Raw genomic sequence first — 15952 nt, 5'->3', positions numbered from 1 at the left:
AACCTTGAACTTCCCAAAATCTCCGTTTTCATCGGCATGGAATTCACTTTGTCTCATCAAGAAGCCACGCTTCCCTGCGGGCTGAAAATCATCTTTGAACCCCACGCTTCCCGAGTGGTTCACTGCGGCTTCGTCGTCAAAGCCGGCACACGCAACGAACGCACCGAGGAATCAGGAATGGCGCACTTTCTGGAACACATCAGTTTCAAAGGCACGCACCGCCGCAGAGCCTACCACATCACAAACGGCTTGGAGCGCGTCGGCGGCGACCTCAACGCCTTCACGACGAAACAGGAAACTGTCTATTATGCCACCGTGCTCCGGGAGGACTATGCGCGTGCCGCAGACCTGCTCAGCGACATCGTTTTCCACAGTACGTATCCGCAGGGCGAAATCACGAAAGAAATAGAGGTGATTTGCGATGAAATCGAGAGTTATCGGGACTCGCCCTCCGAAATCATCTTTGACGAGTTTGAAAGTCTAATGTATCCGAACCAGCCGCTCGGTCGTGACATCTTGGGAGAAGCGGAGCGACTTCGGACTTATGTCACCGCCGATGCCGAGGCGTTCGCCCGCCGATTCTATCGCCCGGAGAACGTCATCTTCTTTGTCTATGGCGACTTGGACTTTCGCCACATTGTCCGCGGCATGGAACGACTGCTTCCCGCCTCGGACTTCGCTCATCTTCCACCCAGACCTGACGATGCGCAGCCTGTGGCCCGTCCTCGCCTCTGCGGCATCGAGAGAGTGGTAAGAAAGGACACACACCAAGCACACGTGCTGATTGGCGCACCGACCTTTGGCGGCAGTGACCCGCGCCGTTTTGCCTTGATACTCCTCAACAACATGCTGGGCGGACCGGGAATGAACTCGCGATTGAACCTTTCGCTTCGAGAACGGGCAGGACTTGTCTATTCGGTGGATTCCTATCTCAACACCTACCCGGACACGGGATTTTGGAACGTCTATTTTGGCTGCGATGCCAAAGATGTCAAACGCTGCCGCCGACTGCTGATGCAGGAGTTGCGGAAGTTCATTGAGAAACCTCTCACCCCGACTCAACTTGCCGCAGCGAAGAAACAACTCTGCGGACAAATCGGCATTTCCTCTGAATCGGCGGAAAACTATGCGCTCGCCATGGGCAAGACCTTTGCTCACTTCGGCACACACCGCGACATTGCGAACCTCATCGAAGCACTACAGGGGGTCACCGCCGAGGAGATGCAGCGCGTGGCAGCGGAGGTCTATGACGAAAGCAGACTGACCACGCTCATCTATCAATAAGTTTTTCTTCCGTTTCTTGCGGTGAAACCGCATTTTTTCATTCCCTATCTCATGTCTAAACTCTCTTCGCGCCTCATCAAAGAGACTGCCCGGCGAATCGGGTTCTCTGCCTGCGGCTTGGCTCACCCCGGACCGCTCCCCGCTTGGCGCGAAGCGGAATGGAGACGATTCTTGTTGGAAGGGCGTCACGCCGAGATGAACTATCTGGAGAAACACTTGGAGAAACGACTGAATCCGTGCTTGCTCTTGGACGGTGCCCGCACCATGGTGTGCGTCGCACTGAACTATGCCCACTCCCTCGCCCCACTGAGAGACGAAACGCCCGATGAAAACGAAGAAAATGAATGGAAATTGGCTCGCTATGCCTACGGCGACGACTACCATGACGTGATGAAACAGAAACTGCGGCTCTTCCTTCACGAACTCGGACTTGAGGAGGGAGCCGAGGCAAGAGTCTTTGCAGACACGGCACCCATCGATGAGAAGTTTTGGGCGATGCGTGCAGGACTGGGTGCCATCGGACGAAACACACAACTCATCCTACCCCAAGCGGGCTCCTACTTTTTCTTAGGGGAAATGCTACTAACGGCAGAGGCTGACGCCTACGATGACACTGCCGCCCACGCTGCTGCAAAGAACGTTCCACTTGCGCTTTGCGGGAACTGCCGTGCCTGCATTGAAGCCTGTCCGACAAAGGCTTTGGACGGAAAAGGCGGAATGGATGCGGGACGATGTCTTTCTTATCTGACCATTGAGCACCGCGGCGCTCTGCCTCCGGGCACGGGTTTCGCCATGAAGGATTGCTTCTACGGCTGTGACCGCTGCGCCGAGGCGTGTCCGTGGAACCGACGCTTTGCGCAAGAAACGAACTGCCCGGAGTTGATGCCGCGCCCGGCACTCACGGCGATGCAACGGGAGGACTGGATGAAACTCTCACGGGAGGACTACACCCGGCTCTTCCGAAAAAGTGCGGTGAAAAGGGCAAAATTTGAAGGACTACGCCGAAACATCGATGCACTGACAGAAGAAAACAGTCGCTGACTTTGACACTGTTTTGACGATGTCACCATGACGGCGTATGGCTTCCGGTGTGCGAAACTTTTATCGGACAGCAACCACAAAAACTGTGCCGCACTTTTTGGGGTGGGCACAGTTTAGGGCGTTTCCTGGAAAGAATGAAACGAGGTTTACTTCAGTTCTTTCACGAGATAAATGTAGGTCGGAAGGTGGTCGGAATAGCCGTTGAGCCAGGTTCCGCCGGCGTGGGTGCGGAGGGGACTGCCTTTGTAGCGTCCGTCCTGCTGGAAGAGGTAGTCACGGATGAAAATTTCATGACGGTAGAACTTCAGCGTGCTGCGGTCATTTCCGAGAAGGTTTCCGGTGAAGACGATTTGGTCAAACAGATTCCATTTGCCGTCGTAGAGGAGGGTTCCCTGTCCGAGTTTGTAGAGTGTATCATACCACGGATTGTAAAGGTCACCGGGATTCTTGACGTCTTTTGTTTTGCTCTTGCAGCCAAGCTGCTCGGTCATACTCTTGTTGCTCGGGTCGTCGTTCATGTCGCCCATGATGACAATCTTGGCAGCCGGATCTTGCTTCATGAGTGCATCTTTGAGACAGCGCACTTGGAATCCGGCACGCTCACGGGCTTCGCTTCCGGCGGCACGAGAAGGCCAGTGGTTCACGATGAAGAACATTCTCTCTCCGGCGAGTTTGCCTTGCATGACGAGAAAGCCGCGGGTGATGTGGGTCGTGTCGCCCTTCAGTTCTTCGTAGGCTTGCACCTGTCCGTTTTCATCCGTGTAGAAGCCGAGGAGGTCGGAGTCAATCTTGCCTTCGGGGTCATAGTAGTAAGGCACGATGAAACTGCGTTCCATCTGGAAGAAGCGGGGATTATAGAGGAACGCGCACTCCACGCCGCGACGGTCCACGCCGGGAAAATCGACGAATTTGTAGCCTCGGTTCTTCAAAGCCGGTTCATTGAGGAGGTCGGAAAGAGCCTTGTCGTTCTCCACCTCGGAGAGTCCGATGACAGCCGGGCCGACAGGAAGTTTGTCCGTGCAGAGTTCGCTGAGCACGCGCGCCATGTTGTGAAGTTTTGCTTCATATTTCATCTTTCCCCAACGATTCTTGCCTTTGGGAAGATACTCGTAGTCATTCTTTCCGGCGTCGTGGACGGTGTCGAAGAGGTTTTCAAGATTGTAGAACGCCACACCGTAGAGCGCAAGTCTTTTCTGCTCAGTGTGATTGACGAAGGAAGAACAAAGGAAGAGAAGTGTGGCGCACAGGGTAAGCCACGGAGTGAACTTTTTCATGATTTGGGATGAACTTATGTTTGCCTTTAAAGATTCAAAAGATGAGAAGACAAGAAGATTCTCGGGATAGGCGAGAAACACGCCGCTCGCAGCGAAGTGCTCAAATGACGCCGCAAAGGTCTATAATTTTTTTTAAACGCAAAGACTCCTCCCGAACTTTCTTGGAAGGAAGGGGTTCGCTGTCGGATGAATCAGCCAAACACCCATCACGTGAATGCGCACCGCCTTCGACAAGAAACCCATCGCCAAGACAAGCCGAACGGCAAGTGGAAACCACTCAACACCATCTTTTTCCTGCCGAAAAGCACGGAAAAGGCGAAATTTCACAGAAACGTAAAGAGTGCGCGATGTTTTTTTAGTACTTTTGCAGCAAATAAATTTTAATTAAGAATGCCCGAACGGTTCTTCACTGTCCCTTTTCCGATGGTTCCAAACCACGGAAAACGCAACTCTCGCTGAACCGAACACGGCAAAAATCCATTCACCAAGCATGACAAAAGGCATCAAACTGACAGCAGCAGCTCTGCTCGTGGCTTCCGGCGCCTACGCCCAAACCACAGCCGACTCACTTCAGGTGCTGGACAATGCAGACTTCACCTTCACGGAGTCACAATTGGACGAAGACAACGACGCGGCACAGACCGTCGCCACCATCTCCGGCTCAAAAAGCGACCCCTACTACTCTGAAGTCGGCTATCGCTTCAGCCCCATGAGATTCCGAGTGAGAGGCTACGACAACATGTACAACAGTTACTACATGAACGGTCTGCAACTGAACGATCTCGAACTGGGAAGATTCAGCTACGGCATGGTCGGCGGAATGAACGACGCCACCAGAAACCAGGAGGGTCTCTCCCCCTTTGACTACAACCGACTCGGCTTCGTCGGCATCGGCGGAGCCACCGACGTGAACGCACGCGCCGGAAGATTCGCACAAGGAAGCAAAATCACACTCTCCGGCTGCAACAGAAACTACGTCGCACGCGGCATGTTCTCACACGCCACCGGCTACCTCCCCTCCGGATGGGCTTTCGCCGGACAAATCGGTTACCGCTGGGCAAACGAGGGCGTCATCGAAGGAACTTTCTATAACTCCTTCTCCTACTTCCTCGCTGCAGAAAAGAAATTCGGAGACAAACACACGCTCTCGCTCGTCACCTTCGGTTCACCCACACAAAGAGGACAGCAGGGTGCATCCACCGAAGAAGCCTACTGGCTTGCCAACTCACACTATTACAACCCGAACTGGGGTTACCAAAACGGGGAAAAACGAAACTCACGCATCGTCAACGACTTCGAACCGACCGCCATCCTCACCTGGGACTGGGACATCAACGAAAAAACGAAATGGACCACGGCTGCCGGATTTAAGTACTCTTGGTACAGTTCCACCGCACTCGGCTGGAACGGAGACGCCTACGACCCGCGACCCGACTACTACAAAAACCTCCCCTCCTCCGTCTTCAACGTCTATGACCCGGACGTCAACAATCCGGACTACCTCGCACAGCACCCCTGGTTCCTCGAGGAGTACAACACGCTGAAAGACTACTGGATGGCAGACGACGCCAACCGTCAAATCAACTGGGACAGAATGTATTTCGTCAACCGACAGAACGAAGCGGCAGGCGGAGAAGCACTCTACTACCAGGAACGTCGCCACAACGACCAGATGGTGGCAGCCTTCAACAGCGTGCTGAGTCGAGACATCAACAAAGAAAACAAATACACCGTCGGTGCCTCCTTCAACTTCACGAAGGGCATGCACTACAAAACCATGGCGGACCTCCTCGGCGGCACACGCTACACCGACGTGGACAAGTTCGCACAGAATGACTACGGACCTGGCGCGCCGGAAATCCAAAACGACCTCCGCAATCCAAACGCCAAAATCGGAGTCGGAGACAAGTTCGGATACAATTATAATATATATGTCATGAAGGCACGCGCCTTTGGTCAGTATCAATACACGAAGGACATCTTCTCCTTTGACGCCAAAGGATATGTGGAAGGAACAACCATTGAACGCGAAGGTCTCATGCAGAATGGACGCGCCCCCGAAAATTCCTACGGAAAGAGCGGCATGGCGAAGTTCCTCACCGGAGGAGGACGACTCGGAATCCAACTCCGACCCAACAACAACCACATCATCAGCCTCAACGCCGGCATCCAAAACGAAGCACCGCTGGCACGCAACAGTTTTGTGGCACCGCGCATCCAAAACAACTTCGTGGACCATCTCACCTCTGAGAAAATCTATAGCACCGAACTCGCCTACCGCTTCCGCATCGGAGACGTGACTGCCAAAGTCGCAGGCTACTATACACTCTTCACCGACGGAGTGGAACAGACCGCCTTCTACAACGACCAGGAGAACCGCTTCACCTATCTTACCATGAGCGGAATCCGCCGCGAACACATGGGCGTTGAAGCTGCACTCAAATGGGACATCACATCCAACCTCTCCTTCAACGTCCTCGGAACGCTGAGCGATGCACGCTACACCAACAACCCGTTGGCACAAGTGAACTACGAAGGAATGAACGCAGGAACCATCGCAGAACTCAACCAATGGCAGAACCCCGTCACAGGAGAAAACATGCCGCTTCAAGTGCTCGCCAAGGGAATGCGAACCAACGGAACTCCGCTGACCGCACTCAGTTTCGGCTTGAACTACAACATCAACGGATGGTTCTTTGAAATCAACGCCAACTACTACGACCGCGTCTATATCGACTTCTCTGAATATCGCCGACTTGGCAACATCGTCACAGCCCCCACCAACTCCGGAAAGAGCTGGGCGGTGGTCAGCACGGAAGAAGACCTCGTCACCTTCATCAAAAGCCAAGACGTGAAAGACTACAGTGGCATCGCCTTCGATGCAGAAGGAAACATCCTCGCCACACGAGCAGCAGAACAGGAAAAATGCAAAGGAGGCTGGATGCTCGACCTTTCCATCGGTAAATACATCCGCATGAAAAAAGGAAAGAGCCTCAGCATCAACCTCCAGGTGCAAAACCTCACCAACAACTGCAACATGAAAACCGGAGGCTACGAGCAAAACCGCGACGACAACTACAGCTCCGGAAACGAAAGAGCCTACATGTTCTCCAAGAACCCGAAGTACTACTACGCCAACGCGCTCAACGCATTCTTGAACATCGGATTTAAATTCTAAATTCTGCCCCAACATGAACAAGATATTTTCAAAAATCGGTTTAGCGGTTCTGCTGCTCGCAGGAACTGCCTCCCTGACTTCCTGCGAGGAGAACGACTTTGACATGATTGGCACTTCTTCCAGCCAAGAACCCTACGTGACCAGTCAAACCTCCGTGGGCGAAGTCAATGCCACCATCCTCGAAGTGAAAGAACGCTTCTGCAGCAACTCCGCCACGGCAACCTTCGTCAGAAACGACAAAAACTTCTACTCCCGCGTGGATGAAGACATCGTCATCACCGGCGTCGTCGTTGCCAATGACATCAGCGGAAACCTCTATCAGACCCTCCTGATCCGAAACATGGAACCTTCCGGCGAAGACCAGTGCATCATCCTCGGCGTGAAGAACACCTGCCTCTATCCCTACTTCCAACTGGGACAGCGCATCAAGGTGAACCTCAAAGGTCTCTGGGTGGGCGTCTATAGCCAGGTGCCCCGCATCGGACAGCCCGTTAAATCTTCTTGGGACAACTTGAACCTCGGACCCATGCTCTTTGAACTGCTGCGAGAAAACGTGGAACTCGTCGGAAGACCCGACCCCTCCGCACCGGAACTCGTCCCCATCAACCTAACAGGAACAGAAGGCGACGCATGGCTCAGAGCCTCCGACAACAGGGCATACTACAACACACCGCGCCTTGCCACCATCCAAGGAAGCATTCGCGAAGTGAAAGATGCCAACCGAGACAAATTGGACTACGGCTCTGACCCCGACCTGCCCGAAACCTACGGCAAAGCGGAAGAACTCTCACCCAACGGAAAGAAAATCTTTGCACCCTACAACCTGCACGACAAGGGAATGGCAGTGGACCGCACCATTGAACTCTACTCCAACAACTCCACCGTCTCACTGAGAACTTCCACAAAAATTGACCTCTCCTACGAAGAACTGCCGGAAGACGGAAGAAACTACACCGGAATCCTGACCTACTACGACAAAAGCTGGCAGATTCAAGTGAGAGACCTCGGAGACATCATCCCGAACCATCCCTAAAACCACACATATATAATATATAAGGCGTGCCGCAAAAAACAGCGGCGAACCCACAAACAGAAATCATAAATCAAACATACAATGAAAAAGTATTTTCTTTTCCTGTTGTCCGCAGTGCTGACACTCGGATTCACAGCTTGCGAGGACATCCCTGCCCCCTACGGCATTTTTGATCAAGGTAATGGCGGCGAAGGCGGCGGCGATGAAGGCGAAACCGCCGAGCCCGAAGGCGACGGAACACTGGCTACGCCCTTCAACGTGGCTGGCATCAACGAATACATCTCCTCACTCGAAGCTGACGTGAACTCTCCCACCGTCTATATCAAAGGCATCGTGGTTTCCGTCAAGGAGGAATTCTCCACCGACTATGGTAACGCCACCTTCTACATCTCTGACGATGGCACCTCCAAAAACCAATTCTATATCTATCGTACCTACTACCTCGGCAACAAAAAATTCGCCGAAGGAGACACGCAAATCAAAGCGGGCGACGAAGTCATCATCTGCGGCTCTGTCGTGAACTTCAAAGGAAACACACCTGAAACCGCACAAGGCAAATCCTTCGTTTACTCCCTCAACGGCGTGACCGCCGGCGGAGAACAACCCGGCGGAGGCGAAGAAGGAGAGGCAACCGGCGACGGAACCGCTGCCAACCCCTTCAACAGCGTCGCAGCCAACCAATATGCTGCCGCACTCGCCGACGGTGAAGAAAGCTCCGAAGACATCTATATCAAGGGAAAAGTCGTTTCCATCAGAGAGCAGTTCGGCACAGAATTCGGTAACGCCACCTTCTACATCTCTGACGATGGCACCAGCACCGGACAGTTCTATGTGTACCGTGCCCTCTATCTCGGCAATCAGAAATACACCTCCGGCACACTCCTGAACGTCGGCGACGAAGTGGTTGTCTGCGGACGCGTCACCAACTTCAAGGGCAACACGCCTGAAACCGTGCAGGGCAAAGCCTACGTGGTCAGCATCAACGGCAACACCCAGCCCGGTGAAGGCGGAGGCGACCAACCCGGCGGAGGTGACCAACCCGGCGGAGGCGAAGAAGGCGGCGGCGAAGTGAGTGGCAACACCATCACCGTGAACGCTGCTGACCTCGGTCTCGAAAACGGAACTGCCGTGCCCACCCTCACCCTCAGTGACGGCACCACCCTCACCTTCGACGGTGGAGGCAACAACAACGCTCCGAAGTACTACACCACCGGCAATACCATCCGCATGTATCCGAAGAACTCCATGACTGTGAGGTCCTCCAAGAAGATTCTCTCCATCGACATGACCGTGGACGTTTTCAGCGGTGTGACCTACAATGCCAGCGGTGACATCAGCATCGAGCCCGGAACCTTCTCCCTGGCTGACGATGTCATCAAATTCACCGGCATCAACGCACTCCAGGCTACCATCACCAACATCTCTGGACAGACAGGTGCTGCAAGCCAGATTCGCTTCAAAAAGATTGTCATCACCTACGCTGAATAATCCTCTCTCATAGACTCACCAAGACCGTTGCTGCCCTCCACGACAGCAACGGTCTTTCCTGCTCTCTCAAAATATCCCAGAAAATGAAACTTCACAAACTACTTCTTCTGTTTGCCGCTCTCACCTTCACCGCGTCCTGCGGTGGCGACGACCCCATTCTGCCACCCGGCGAAGACGGAGGGAATAACGAACAACCCGGCGGCGAAGAAGAACTTGATGCAGAGGCAAAAGCCATCGTCAGCCGCATGGAAACTCCCGAGATTCTCCGAGACGGCAGCACCCTGCTCATCTGCCACACGTCTTCTGAAACCGTGAACGGAGCCAAGAAAGATGTCGTGACCTACACGATTGAATACGACAAAAAGGAATATCACTCCCGCTGGGTGGCTTTCCGCTTTGACTCCGCCACACGTAAAAAGAACGTGAGTCGTTCGGGCTCCTTCATGGATGACCCCCTACTACCGTCCGATTGTCAAATTGGAAGCAGCTCCTACAGCGGCTATGACCGAGGTCACCTCTGCGCCTCTGCCGACCGACTCTACTCCCTCGATGCCAATCAAAACACCTTCTACATGTCCAACATGTCACCACAACTTTCCAGCTTCAACCAAGGCTACTGGGTGACACTGGAAGGACTGGTTCAGAAACTCGGAAGAAACGAAGGCTTCAGCGACACGCTCTACGTCGTCAAGGGAGGCACCATCCGCGACGGACAAATTCTCACACACGTCAACCGCAGCAACGGAGCAAAGGTTGCCGTACCAAAATACTACTTCATGGCACTGCTCCGCATCAAAAACGGCATCTATTCCTCCATCGGATTCCTCCTGGAACACAAAAACTACAACTACACCTACGAAGACCCCGTGGCTGAAAGCGCCATGAAGAAGCACGCCATGAGCATCAACCAACTTGAGACGACCACCGGCATCAACTTCTTCCCCAACCTCCCGGACACCAAAGAAGAAAGCATCGAAAACCAATGCATCACCTCCGTCTGGGGACTGTAAGCACAAAACCAATCATGACTGCGGGAAAGCAAAAAACACAGATTTAATGCCTTTCTTAGCACACAAATTCAAGAAATGTGCAGGAAAATGCCACTTTTTCGCACAAATGTTTGTCAGTACGAATAATAACCCGTATTTTTGCACCCGTAATTAGGATAAGCCAATACATTTCATTAATATCTATAAATTAGAAACTATGTCTGATATTGAAGCAAAAGTAAAAGCAATCATCGTTGACAAGCTCAGCGTTGACGAAGCAGAAGTAAAGAACGAAGCAAGTTTCGCCAACGACCTCGGCGCAGACTCTCTCGACACCGTAGAACTCATCATGGAGTTCGAAAAGGAATTCGGAATCACCATTCCCGATGACAAGGCTGAGAAAATCTCTACCGTAGGTGACGCTATCGCTTACATCGAGGCTAACTCATAATTGAGCTTTTCCACGATTGACACACATCTAACGTTTAACGTCTTGCTTGATGCGTCACTTTCCTTTGTGAAGCATAAAAGCTGCACGTTAAACGTTATTTGTTGTTTGTCTTTTCACCCACTTCTTTTTTGACAAAAACAATTTTTCACCTCCGCCCCCACATCCCGAGCTGAATGCTCTGAAACCACTTAGGGGATTAGTGAGAAATGCCTCGGCAGACTGCGCACTAATCCTCTAAGTAGGAGAAAAATGCTCACAGAGGAGGCGGACCAAAACAACCAAAATCAAAATGGAATTAAAAAGAGTTGTCGTGACGGGCTTGGGTGCCCTCACCCCCGTTGGTAACACTGCTGAAGAAACCTGGAAAAACATTCAAGCCGGCGTCAGCGGTGCCGCTCCCATCACCCACTTTGACGCTTCCAAGTTCAAAACGCAGTTCGCCTGCGAAGTGAAGAACTTCAAAGCCACAGACTTCATTGACCGTAAAGAAGTACGCAAGATGGACCTCTACACGCAATATGCGCTCGTCGCTGCACAGGAGGCCATCAAAGACACCGGATGGGACCTCGAAACCCTCGACAAAAACCGCATCGGCGTCATCCTCGGCGTCGGCATCGGCGGCATCCATACCTTTGAAGAAGAAGCAGGATACTATGCCGTGAACCATGAGAACGGACCGAAATTCAATCCCTTCTTCATCCCCAAAATGATTGCCGACATCGCTTCCGGTCACATCTCCATTCAGTATGGCTTCCACGGACCGAACTACACCACCACCGCCGCCTGCGCTTCTTCCACCAACGCCCTGGCAGATGCCTTCAACCTCATTCGTCTCGGCAAGGCAAACGCCATCGTGACCGGAGGTGCTGAAGCTGCCATCTTCCCCTGCGGCGTGGGCGGTTTCAATGCCATGCACGCACTCTCCACTCGCAACGATGACCCCGCCCGCGCTTCTCGACCCTTCTCTGCAAGCCGCGACGGATTCATCATGGGCGAAGGAGCCGGCATCCTCGTACTCGAAGAACTTGAACACGCAAAGGCTCGCGGAGCGAAAATCTACTGCGAAGTGGCTGGTGTCGGAATGTCTGCCGACGCTCACCACATCACTGCCTCTCACCCCGAAGGCCTCGGCGCAAAACTCGTCATGGAAGCTGCGCTCGAAGACGCTGAAATGAAACCGGAGGACATTGACTACATCAACGTGCACGGAACCTCCACCCCCGTGGGCGACATCTCTGAGGTCAAAGCCATCACCAAACTCTTCGGACAGCACGCCTACGAACTCAACATCAGTTCCACAAAATCCATGACCGGACACCTCCTCGGTGCTGCCGGAGCTGTGGAAGCCATGATTTGCTGCCTCAGCGTCCAGAATGACATCGTACCGCCCACCATCAACCACGAAGATGATGACCGCGACGAAAACATTGACTATAACCTCAACTTCACCTTCAACAAAGCACAGAAGCGAACCGTACGCGCCGCTCTCAGCAACACCTTCGGCTTCGGCGGACACAACGCTTGCTGCATCTTGAAGAAGTACAACGGATAAGAACCCAAATGATTCTGAACCTTTTAGACCGAATGAAACTCCCGTTCCGACGGAACAAGGAGTTTCTTTCGGCTTTGTATGATATCCTGGGATTCTATCCCCACGACATCGAAATCTATCGCATCGCTTTCTCCCACAAGTCCGTCGCCTATCAGCAACAAAACGAAAGCCACAAAGACAGACGCTCGCACTCGAGAGACAGAAAAGGAAGAAACTCACAACCGAACAAACCCATCAACAACGAACGGTTGGAATATCTTGGCGACGCCATCCTCGAAGGAGTGGTGTCGGACATCCTTTTCCGTCATTTCAAAAACGAAAGAGAAGGATTCCTCACCTCCACCCGAGCCAAAATCGTGCAGCGCGAATCGCTCAACCGACTCGCTACGCAGATGGGACTCGAAAAACTGATTCACGTCTCCCAAACCACCCGAATGTCTCACACAAACATCGGGGGAAACGCCTTTGAAGCACTCATCGGAGCCATCTATCTGGACCGAGGCTACCGCCACTGCCATTGGTTCGTCAGCAACCGCATCATCGGACGCTACATTGACCTTGACACCGTGGCACAGAAAGAGGTGAACTTCAAAAGCAAACTGCTGGAATGGAGCCAGAAAAATCGCCTCCAATTGGAAATCAGAGACCTTGACGAGAGCGAGAACGTGAAAATCTTCCACTGCGAACTCTTCGTGGAAGGCATCTCCGTCGGAAAGGGACAAGGAAGAAGCAAGAAGGAAGCTCACCAGCACGGCGCAAAAGACGCACTGATTCGACTGAACGGAAATCGAGGCTTCTATCGCAGTCTCTTTGATTCAAAAGAAAAACGCACCGCCATGGAGGCGGTGGAAAACTTCACACTGCCACGTCTCGCAGATCTCGGAATCAAAGAAACAGAGAGAAAAACACAACAAGCAAAGCCGAAAAACAACCCCGCGAAAAAAACGAGCGGGAAAGTGAACGTCTCCGCGGAAGATGCCTACGACACCGCCTACGACCACACGCAACGCTTCGACATCATTGAACAGACCTCAGACCTGCGGCTCGCCAATGACTTCGCCACCGCTCCGATGATGCTGGAAGAAGAAAACAAACCGAAACGCAAACAAACCCGCAACCCGAAACGAAAAGCCATGACTGTGGACGAAGCGCTACAGGAAACGGCGGAAACGAAAGAAGAAGGAAAAGCGGAGAAAAAAGCGTCCACAAAGAAAGCCTCAGAGAAAAAGGCTGCGGAAAAGAAATCCAACCCACGAGCCAAAGCGAAGAAAAAAGAAGAGGCAAAGAGCGAGGGAACAGCAAAAGCGAACTCGGAAGCAACAGGCAACGAAGCACCTAAAGTTGAAGATGCCAATGTGCAAGTCAGCAGCACTGACACGAACGCGGCTGAAGCGACTCCGGAAAAGCCCAAGCGAAAACCACGACGCAAAAAAACTGAAACTCCCGAAGCCGGTGAAGACATCAACTCAAAAGAGGATAGCGTGAACACCGAAAACGCCGGGGACAATGCGTCACAAGGTGAGTCCAAAGCAGCCAAAGCCGAAGCAAACAACGCTGAAGCCGAGGCTAACAACGCCAAAGCCGAAGCTAACAACGCCAAAGCCGAGGAAAAGAACGCAGAAGCCGAGGCAAACAACGCTGAAGCCGAGGCTGGAGCAAACCATGCTGAAGCAAAAGCCACCAAAGTCAGCAAAGCCAAACCTCGCAGAAGAGCGGCATCACGCCGCCCGGGCGCATCGGAAGAGAAACCACAAACTCAAGAAAAGAAAGAAGACCATGTTGATTGACGATACACTTTTTGACGAACTTGCCGAACGCGCAAAACAGTCAGAGAGACTGCGCATGAACTTTAACCTTCACGAGTCTGCGGAATCCAAGGCGCAACGTCTCTTCAACGCACTGGAACCGGGCACTGTCCTGCCGATTCATCGTCACCGTGCCACCGCCGAGACTTTCATCATCCTGCGTGGAAAGCTGGATGTGATGTTCTTCAACGACCAAGGTGAAGAAACGGAGCGTCACCGCCTCGATGTCTCCCGGGGACACTACGGCATTCAGATTCCGAAAGGACAATGGCACTCGCTGGAAGTGGTGGAGCCCGCGGTCATCTTTGAAGTGAAAGACGGACCTTACCGCCCGCTTGACCCCTGCGACGCCATGCCCTAAGTAATATGAAAATAATAAGTTGCGTCAGGTTTGAATGACATTTTCGAGGTCAGATTTTCACCCGAAGAAGGAGCATAGCCGTAGCTATGTGACTGATGAGGGAGGAAATATGGACCGAAAAGATTTTCAAAGATGATGCAGGTTATTTTTTGAGGATTACTAAGTACTTTGACTCATGAAACATCCTTTGGAAGATTTTCATCACTGCCCACACTGCGGCAGACCAACCTTTGAGGTGCACAACGCTTTCAGCAAGCGGTGCACCTCTTGTGGTTTTGAGTTCTATCCGAACGCTGCCGCCGCCACCGCAGCACTCATCCTGACGGAGCGTGACGAAGTGGTTTGTGTCCTTCGCAACAACGAACCGGCAAAAGGGACACTGGACCTTCCCGGCGGCTTCGTGAACCCGGGAGAAAGTCTCATTGAAGGATTGAAAAGAGAAGTGAAAGAAGAAATCGGGATAGACATTGAGGACTACCGTTTCATCGGTTCTCACCCCAATGTCTATCCCTTTTCGGGTCATGACGTCCACACCTGCGATGCCTTCTTCCTTTGCCGCATCAGCACAGCGGCAGTACTACAAGCAGGCGATGATGCCGCAGAAGTGTTACTCATTCCCCGCGCCGAACTCTGTCCCGCTCGCTTCGGTCTCGCCTCCATCCGTCGCTTTTTGGAGGACTATCTGGGATGAATACGCTCAACGGACTTCAAAATGAAGATGTGGACGACCTCTCCTGACAGCCGCAGGAAACCACAGTCTTGTCGCTTTCTTTTTTGAGGAAATGCTCCGAGAACACGGTAAATTTGCGCTCAAGCATAGGTATTACGATAGAAGTAAAGGGAAATGATTGAGAATCAGCGCAATATTATCACTTCTTCATCTCTCGGAAAAAGAAAATATGACTTATTCCGTTTTTTGAACCCAACTTTTTCTGACTTATTCCGTTTTTTGAACCCAACTTTTTCTGACTTATTCCGTTTTTGAACACCTGTTTTTGCTGACTTATTCCGTTTTTGGCGTTTTCTTTTTAAGGGACGGAAGCCGCAGTAAGGTGGCACAGCGGGACAGAGGGACAGAGGGACAGGTACAATCTCATAGTGGTATAAAAATAAAACGACCCCCGATTTGAGCATTGTTAAGAGGCTTGGGGGTTCTAGCGCTGCAAAGGTAAGGCATTTATTTGGATTGTGCAAGGATTTTGAGAAAAAGGGGACAGAGGGACAGGTCACTTTCCCGCATTGTCTCATTAATTCTGAACAAATCGCGAACAATTCGTGTCCAAAACAAGATTTTTTCTCCATTAATGCCCATTAATTGTCTCATTAATCGAAGAGTTGAAGAGACAAAGAGACAAAGGGACAAAGGGACAAAGAGTCAAAGAGACAAAGAGAGGAAGTGATAAAAAGAAAAAGGGGCAAAGACAAACCAAGAAAACCCCTTGAAGAGTATGGCGGCTGCGCCGCTGCTGTGATGCTTCCGTTTTGGTCTTATAAGA

12 protein-coding genes are annotated in these 15952 nt (G+C 52.2%); 11 read left to right on the top strand and 1 reads right to left on the bottom strand.

Annotated features, from left to right (window positions below):
* The first annotated feature begins 36 nt into the window (after positions 1–36).
* Both I6E40_RS00060 and queG read left to right on the top strand, forming a co-directional pair.
* Positions 37–1284: a M16 family metallopeptidase gene (locus I6E40_RS00060; protein ID WP_235384807.1), complete on the top strand. Its 1248-nt coding sequence runs from the start codon at positions 37–39 to the stop codon at positions 1282–1284.
* Between the two features lie 51 nt (positions 1285–1335).
* A complete protein-coding gene (queG, locus tag I6E40_RS00055) occupies positions 1336–2325 on the top strand; it encodes a tRNA epoxyqueuosine(34) reductase QueG (RefSeq protein ID WP_235384806.1) in 990 nt (329 codons plus the stop codon).
* A gap of 146 nt (positions 2326–2471) precedes the next feature.
* Here the strand turns inward: queG and I6E40_RS00050 are convergent, their stop codons facing one another.
* Positions 2472–3599, bottom strand: a complete 1128-nt coding sequence (locus tag I6E40_RS00050; protein WP_235384805.1) for an endonuclease/exonuclease/phosphatase family protein — start codon at positions 3597–3599, stop codon at positions 2472–2474.
* 490 nt (positions 3600–4089) lie between these two features.
* On the opposite strand from I6E40_RS00050, the gene I6E40_RS00045 reads away from it, so the two are divergent.
* From I6E40_RS00045 to I6E40_RS00005, 9 genes are all read left to right on the top strand, one after another.
* Entirely contained in the window at positions 4090–6777 is a 2688-nt protein-coding gene (locus I6E40_RS00045) for a TonB-dependent receptor (RefSeq protein WP_235384804.1), read from the top strand.
* Between the two features lie 13 nt (positions 6778–6790).
* Complete coding sequence (locus I6E40_RS00040) at positions 6791–7810, top strand: DUF5689 domain-containing protein (RefSeq protein WP_235384803.1); 1020 nt, start codon at positions 6791–6793, stop codon at positions 7808–7810.
* A gap of 81 nt (positions 7811–7891) precedes the next feature.
* Positions 7892–9298, top strand: coding sequence for a hypothetical protein (locus tag I6E40_RS00035; RefSeq protein WP_235384802.1), 1407 nt, complete (start codon positions 7892–7894; stop codon positions 9296–9298).
* A gap of 83 nt (positions 9299–9381) precedes the next feature.
* The gene (locus tag I6E40_RS00030) at positions 9382–10308 is read left to right on the top strand and encodes a DNA/RNA non-specific endonuclease (RefSeq protein WP_235384801.1); all 927 of its coding nucleotides are present in this window, start codon (positions 9382–9384) and stop codon (positions 10306–10308) included.
* A gap of 196 nt (positions 10309–10504) precedes the next feature.
* Positions 10505–10738: an acyl carrier protein gene (locus tag I6E40_RS00025; protein ID WP_235384800.1), complete on the top strand. Its 234-nt coding sequence runs from the start codon at positions 10505–10507 to the stop codon at positions 10736–10738.
* A 289-nt stretch (positions 10739–11027) separates the two neighbouring features.
* On the top strand, positions 11028–12290 hold the full coding sequence (gene fabF, locus I6E40_RS00020; protein WP_235384799.1) for a beta-ketoacyl-ACP synthase II: 1263 nt from the start codon (positions 11028–11030) through the stop codon (positions 12288–12290).
* A gap of 8 nt (positions 12291–12298) precedes the next feature.
* A complete protein-coding gene (locus tag I6E40_RS00015) occupies positions 12299–14077 on the top strand; it encodes a ribonuclease III family protein (RefSeq protein ID WP_235384798.1) in 1779 nt (592 codons plus the stop codon).
* Positions 14067–14456, top strand: a complete 390-nt coding sequence (locus tag I6E40_RS00010) for a WbuC family cupin fold metalloprotein (RefSeq protein WP_235384797.1) — start codon at positions 14067–14069, stop codon at positions 14454–14456. The genes I6E40_RS00015 and I6E40_RS00010 overlap by 11 nt, the downstream gene beginning before the upstream one ends.
* Before the next feature lie 175 nt (positions 14457–14631).
* On the top strand, positions 14632–15147 hold the full coding sequence (locus tag I6E40_RS00005; protein ID WP_235384796.1) for an NUDIX domain-containing protein: 516 nt from the start codon (positions 14632–14634) through the stop codon (positions 15145–15147).
* Positions 15148–15952 lie beyond the last annotated feature (805 nt).

The sequence above is a fragment of the Prevotellamassilia timonensis genome (assembly GCF_021531665.1).
GTDB lineage: Bacteria > Bacteroidota > Bacteroidia > Bacteroidales > Bacteroidaceae > Alloprevotella.
Note: the sequence above shows the minus strand (reverse complement) of the source record. Positions and strands in the feature narration are given on the sequence as shown.

Coding starts and splice junctions, on each gene's coding strand:
- queG (WP_235384806.1), top strand. CDS start 1,336: ATGTCTAAACTCTCTTCGCGCCTCATCAAAGAGACTGCCCGGCGAATC.
- fabF (WP_235384799.1), top strand. CDS start 11,028: ATGGAATTAAAAAGAGTTGTCGTGACGGGCTTGGGTGCCCTCACCCCC.
- I6E40_RS00040 (WP_235384803.1), top strand. CDS start 6,791: ATGAACAAGATATTTTCAAAAATCGGTTTAGCGGTTCTGCTGCTCGCA.
- I6E40_RS00050 (WP_235384805.1), bottom strand. CDS start 3,599: ATGAAAAAGTTCACTCCGTGGCTTACCCTGTGCGCCACACTTCTCTTC.
- I6E40_RS00025 (WP_235384800.1), top strand. CDS start 10,505: ATGTCTGATATTGAAGCAAAAGTAAAAGCAATCATCGTTGACAAGCTC.
- I6E40_RS00060 (WP_235384807.1), top strand. CDS start 37: ATGGAATTCACTTTGTCTCATCAAGAAGCCACGCTTCCCTGCGGGCTG.
- I6E40_RS00005 (WP_235384796.1), top strand. CDS start 14,632: ATGAAACATCCTTTGGAAGATTTTCATCACTGCCCACACTGCGGCAGA.
- I6E40_RS00015 (WP_235384798.1), top strand. CDS start 12,299: ATGATTCTGAACCTTTTAGACCGAATGAAACTCCCGTTCCGACGGAAC.
- I6E40_RS00045 (WP_235384804.1), top strand. CDS start 4,090: ATGACAAAAGGCATCAAACTGACAGCAGCAGCTCTGCTCGTGGCTTCC.
- I6E40_RS00030 (WP_235384801.1), top strand. CDS start 9,382: ATGAAACTTCACAAACTACTTCTTCTGTTTGCCGCTCTCACCTTCACC.
- I6E40_RS00010 (WP_235384797.1), top strand. CDS start 14,067: ATGTTGATTGACGATACACTTTTTGACGAACTTGCCGAACGCGCAAAA.
- I6E40_RS00035 (WP_235384802.1), top strand. CDS start 7,892: ATGAAAAAGTATTTTCTTTTCCTGTTGTCCGCAGTGCTGACACTCGGA.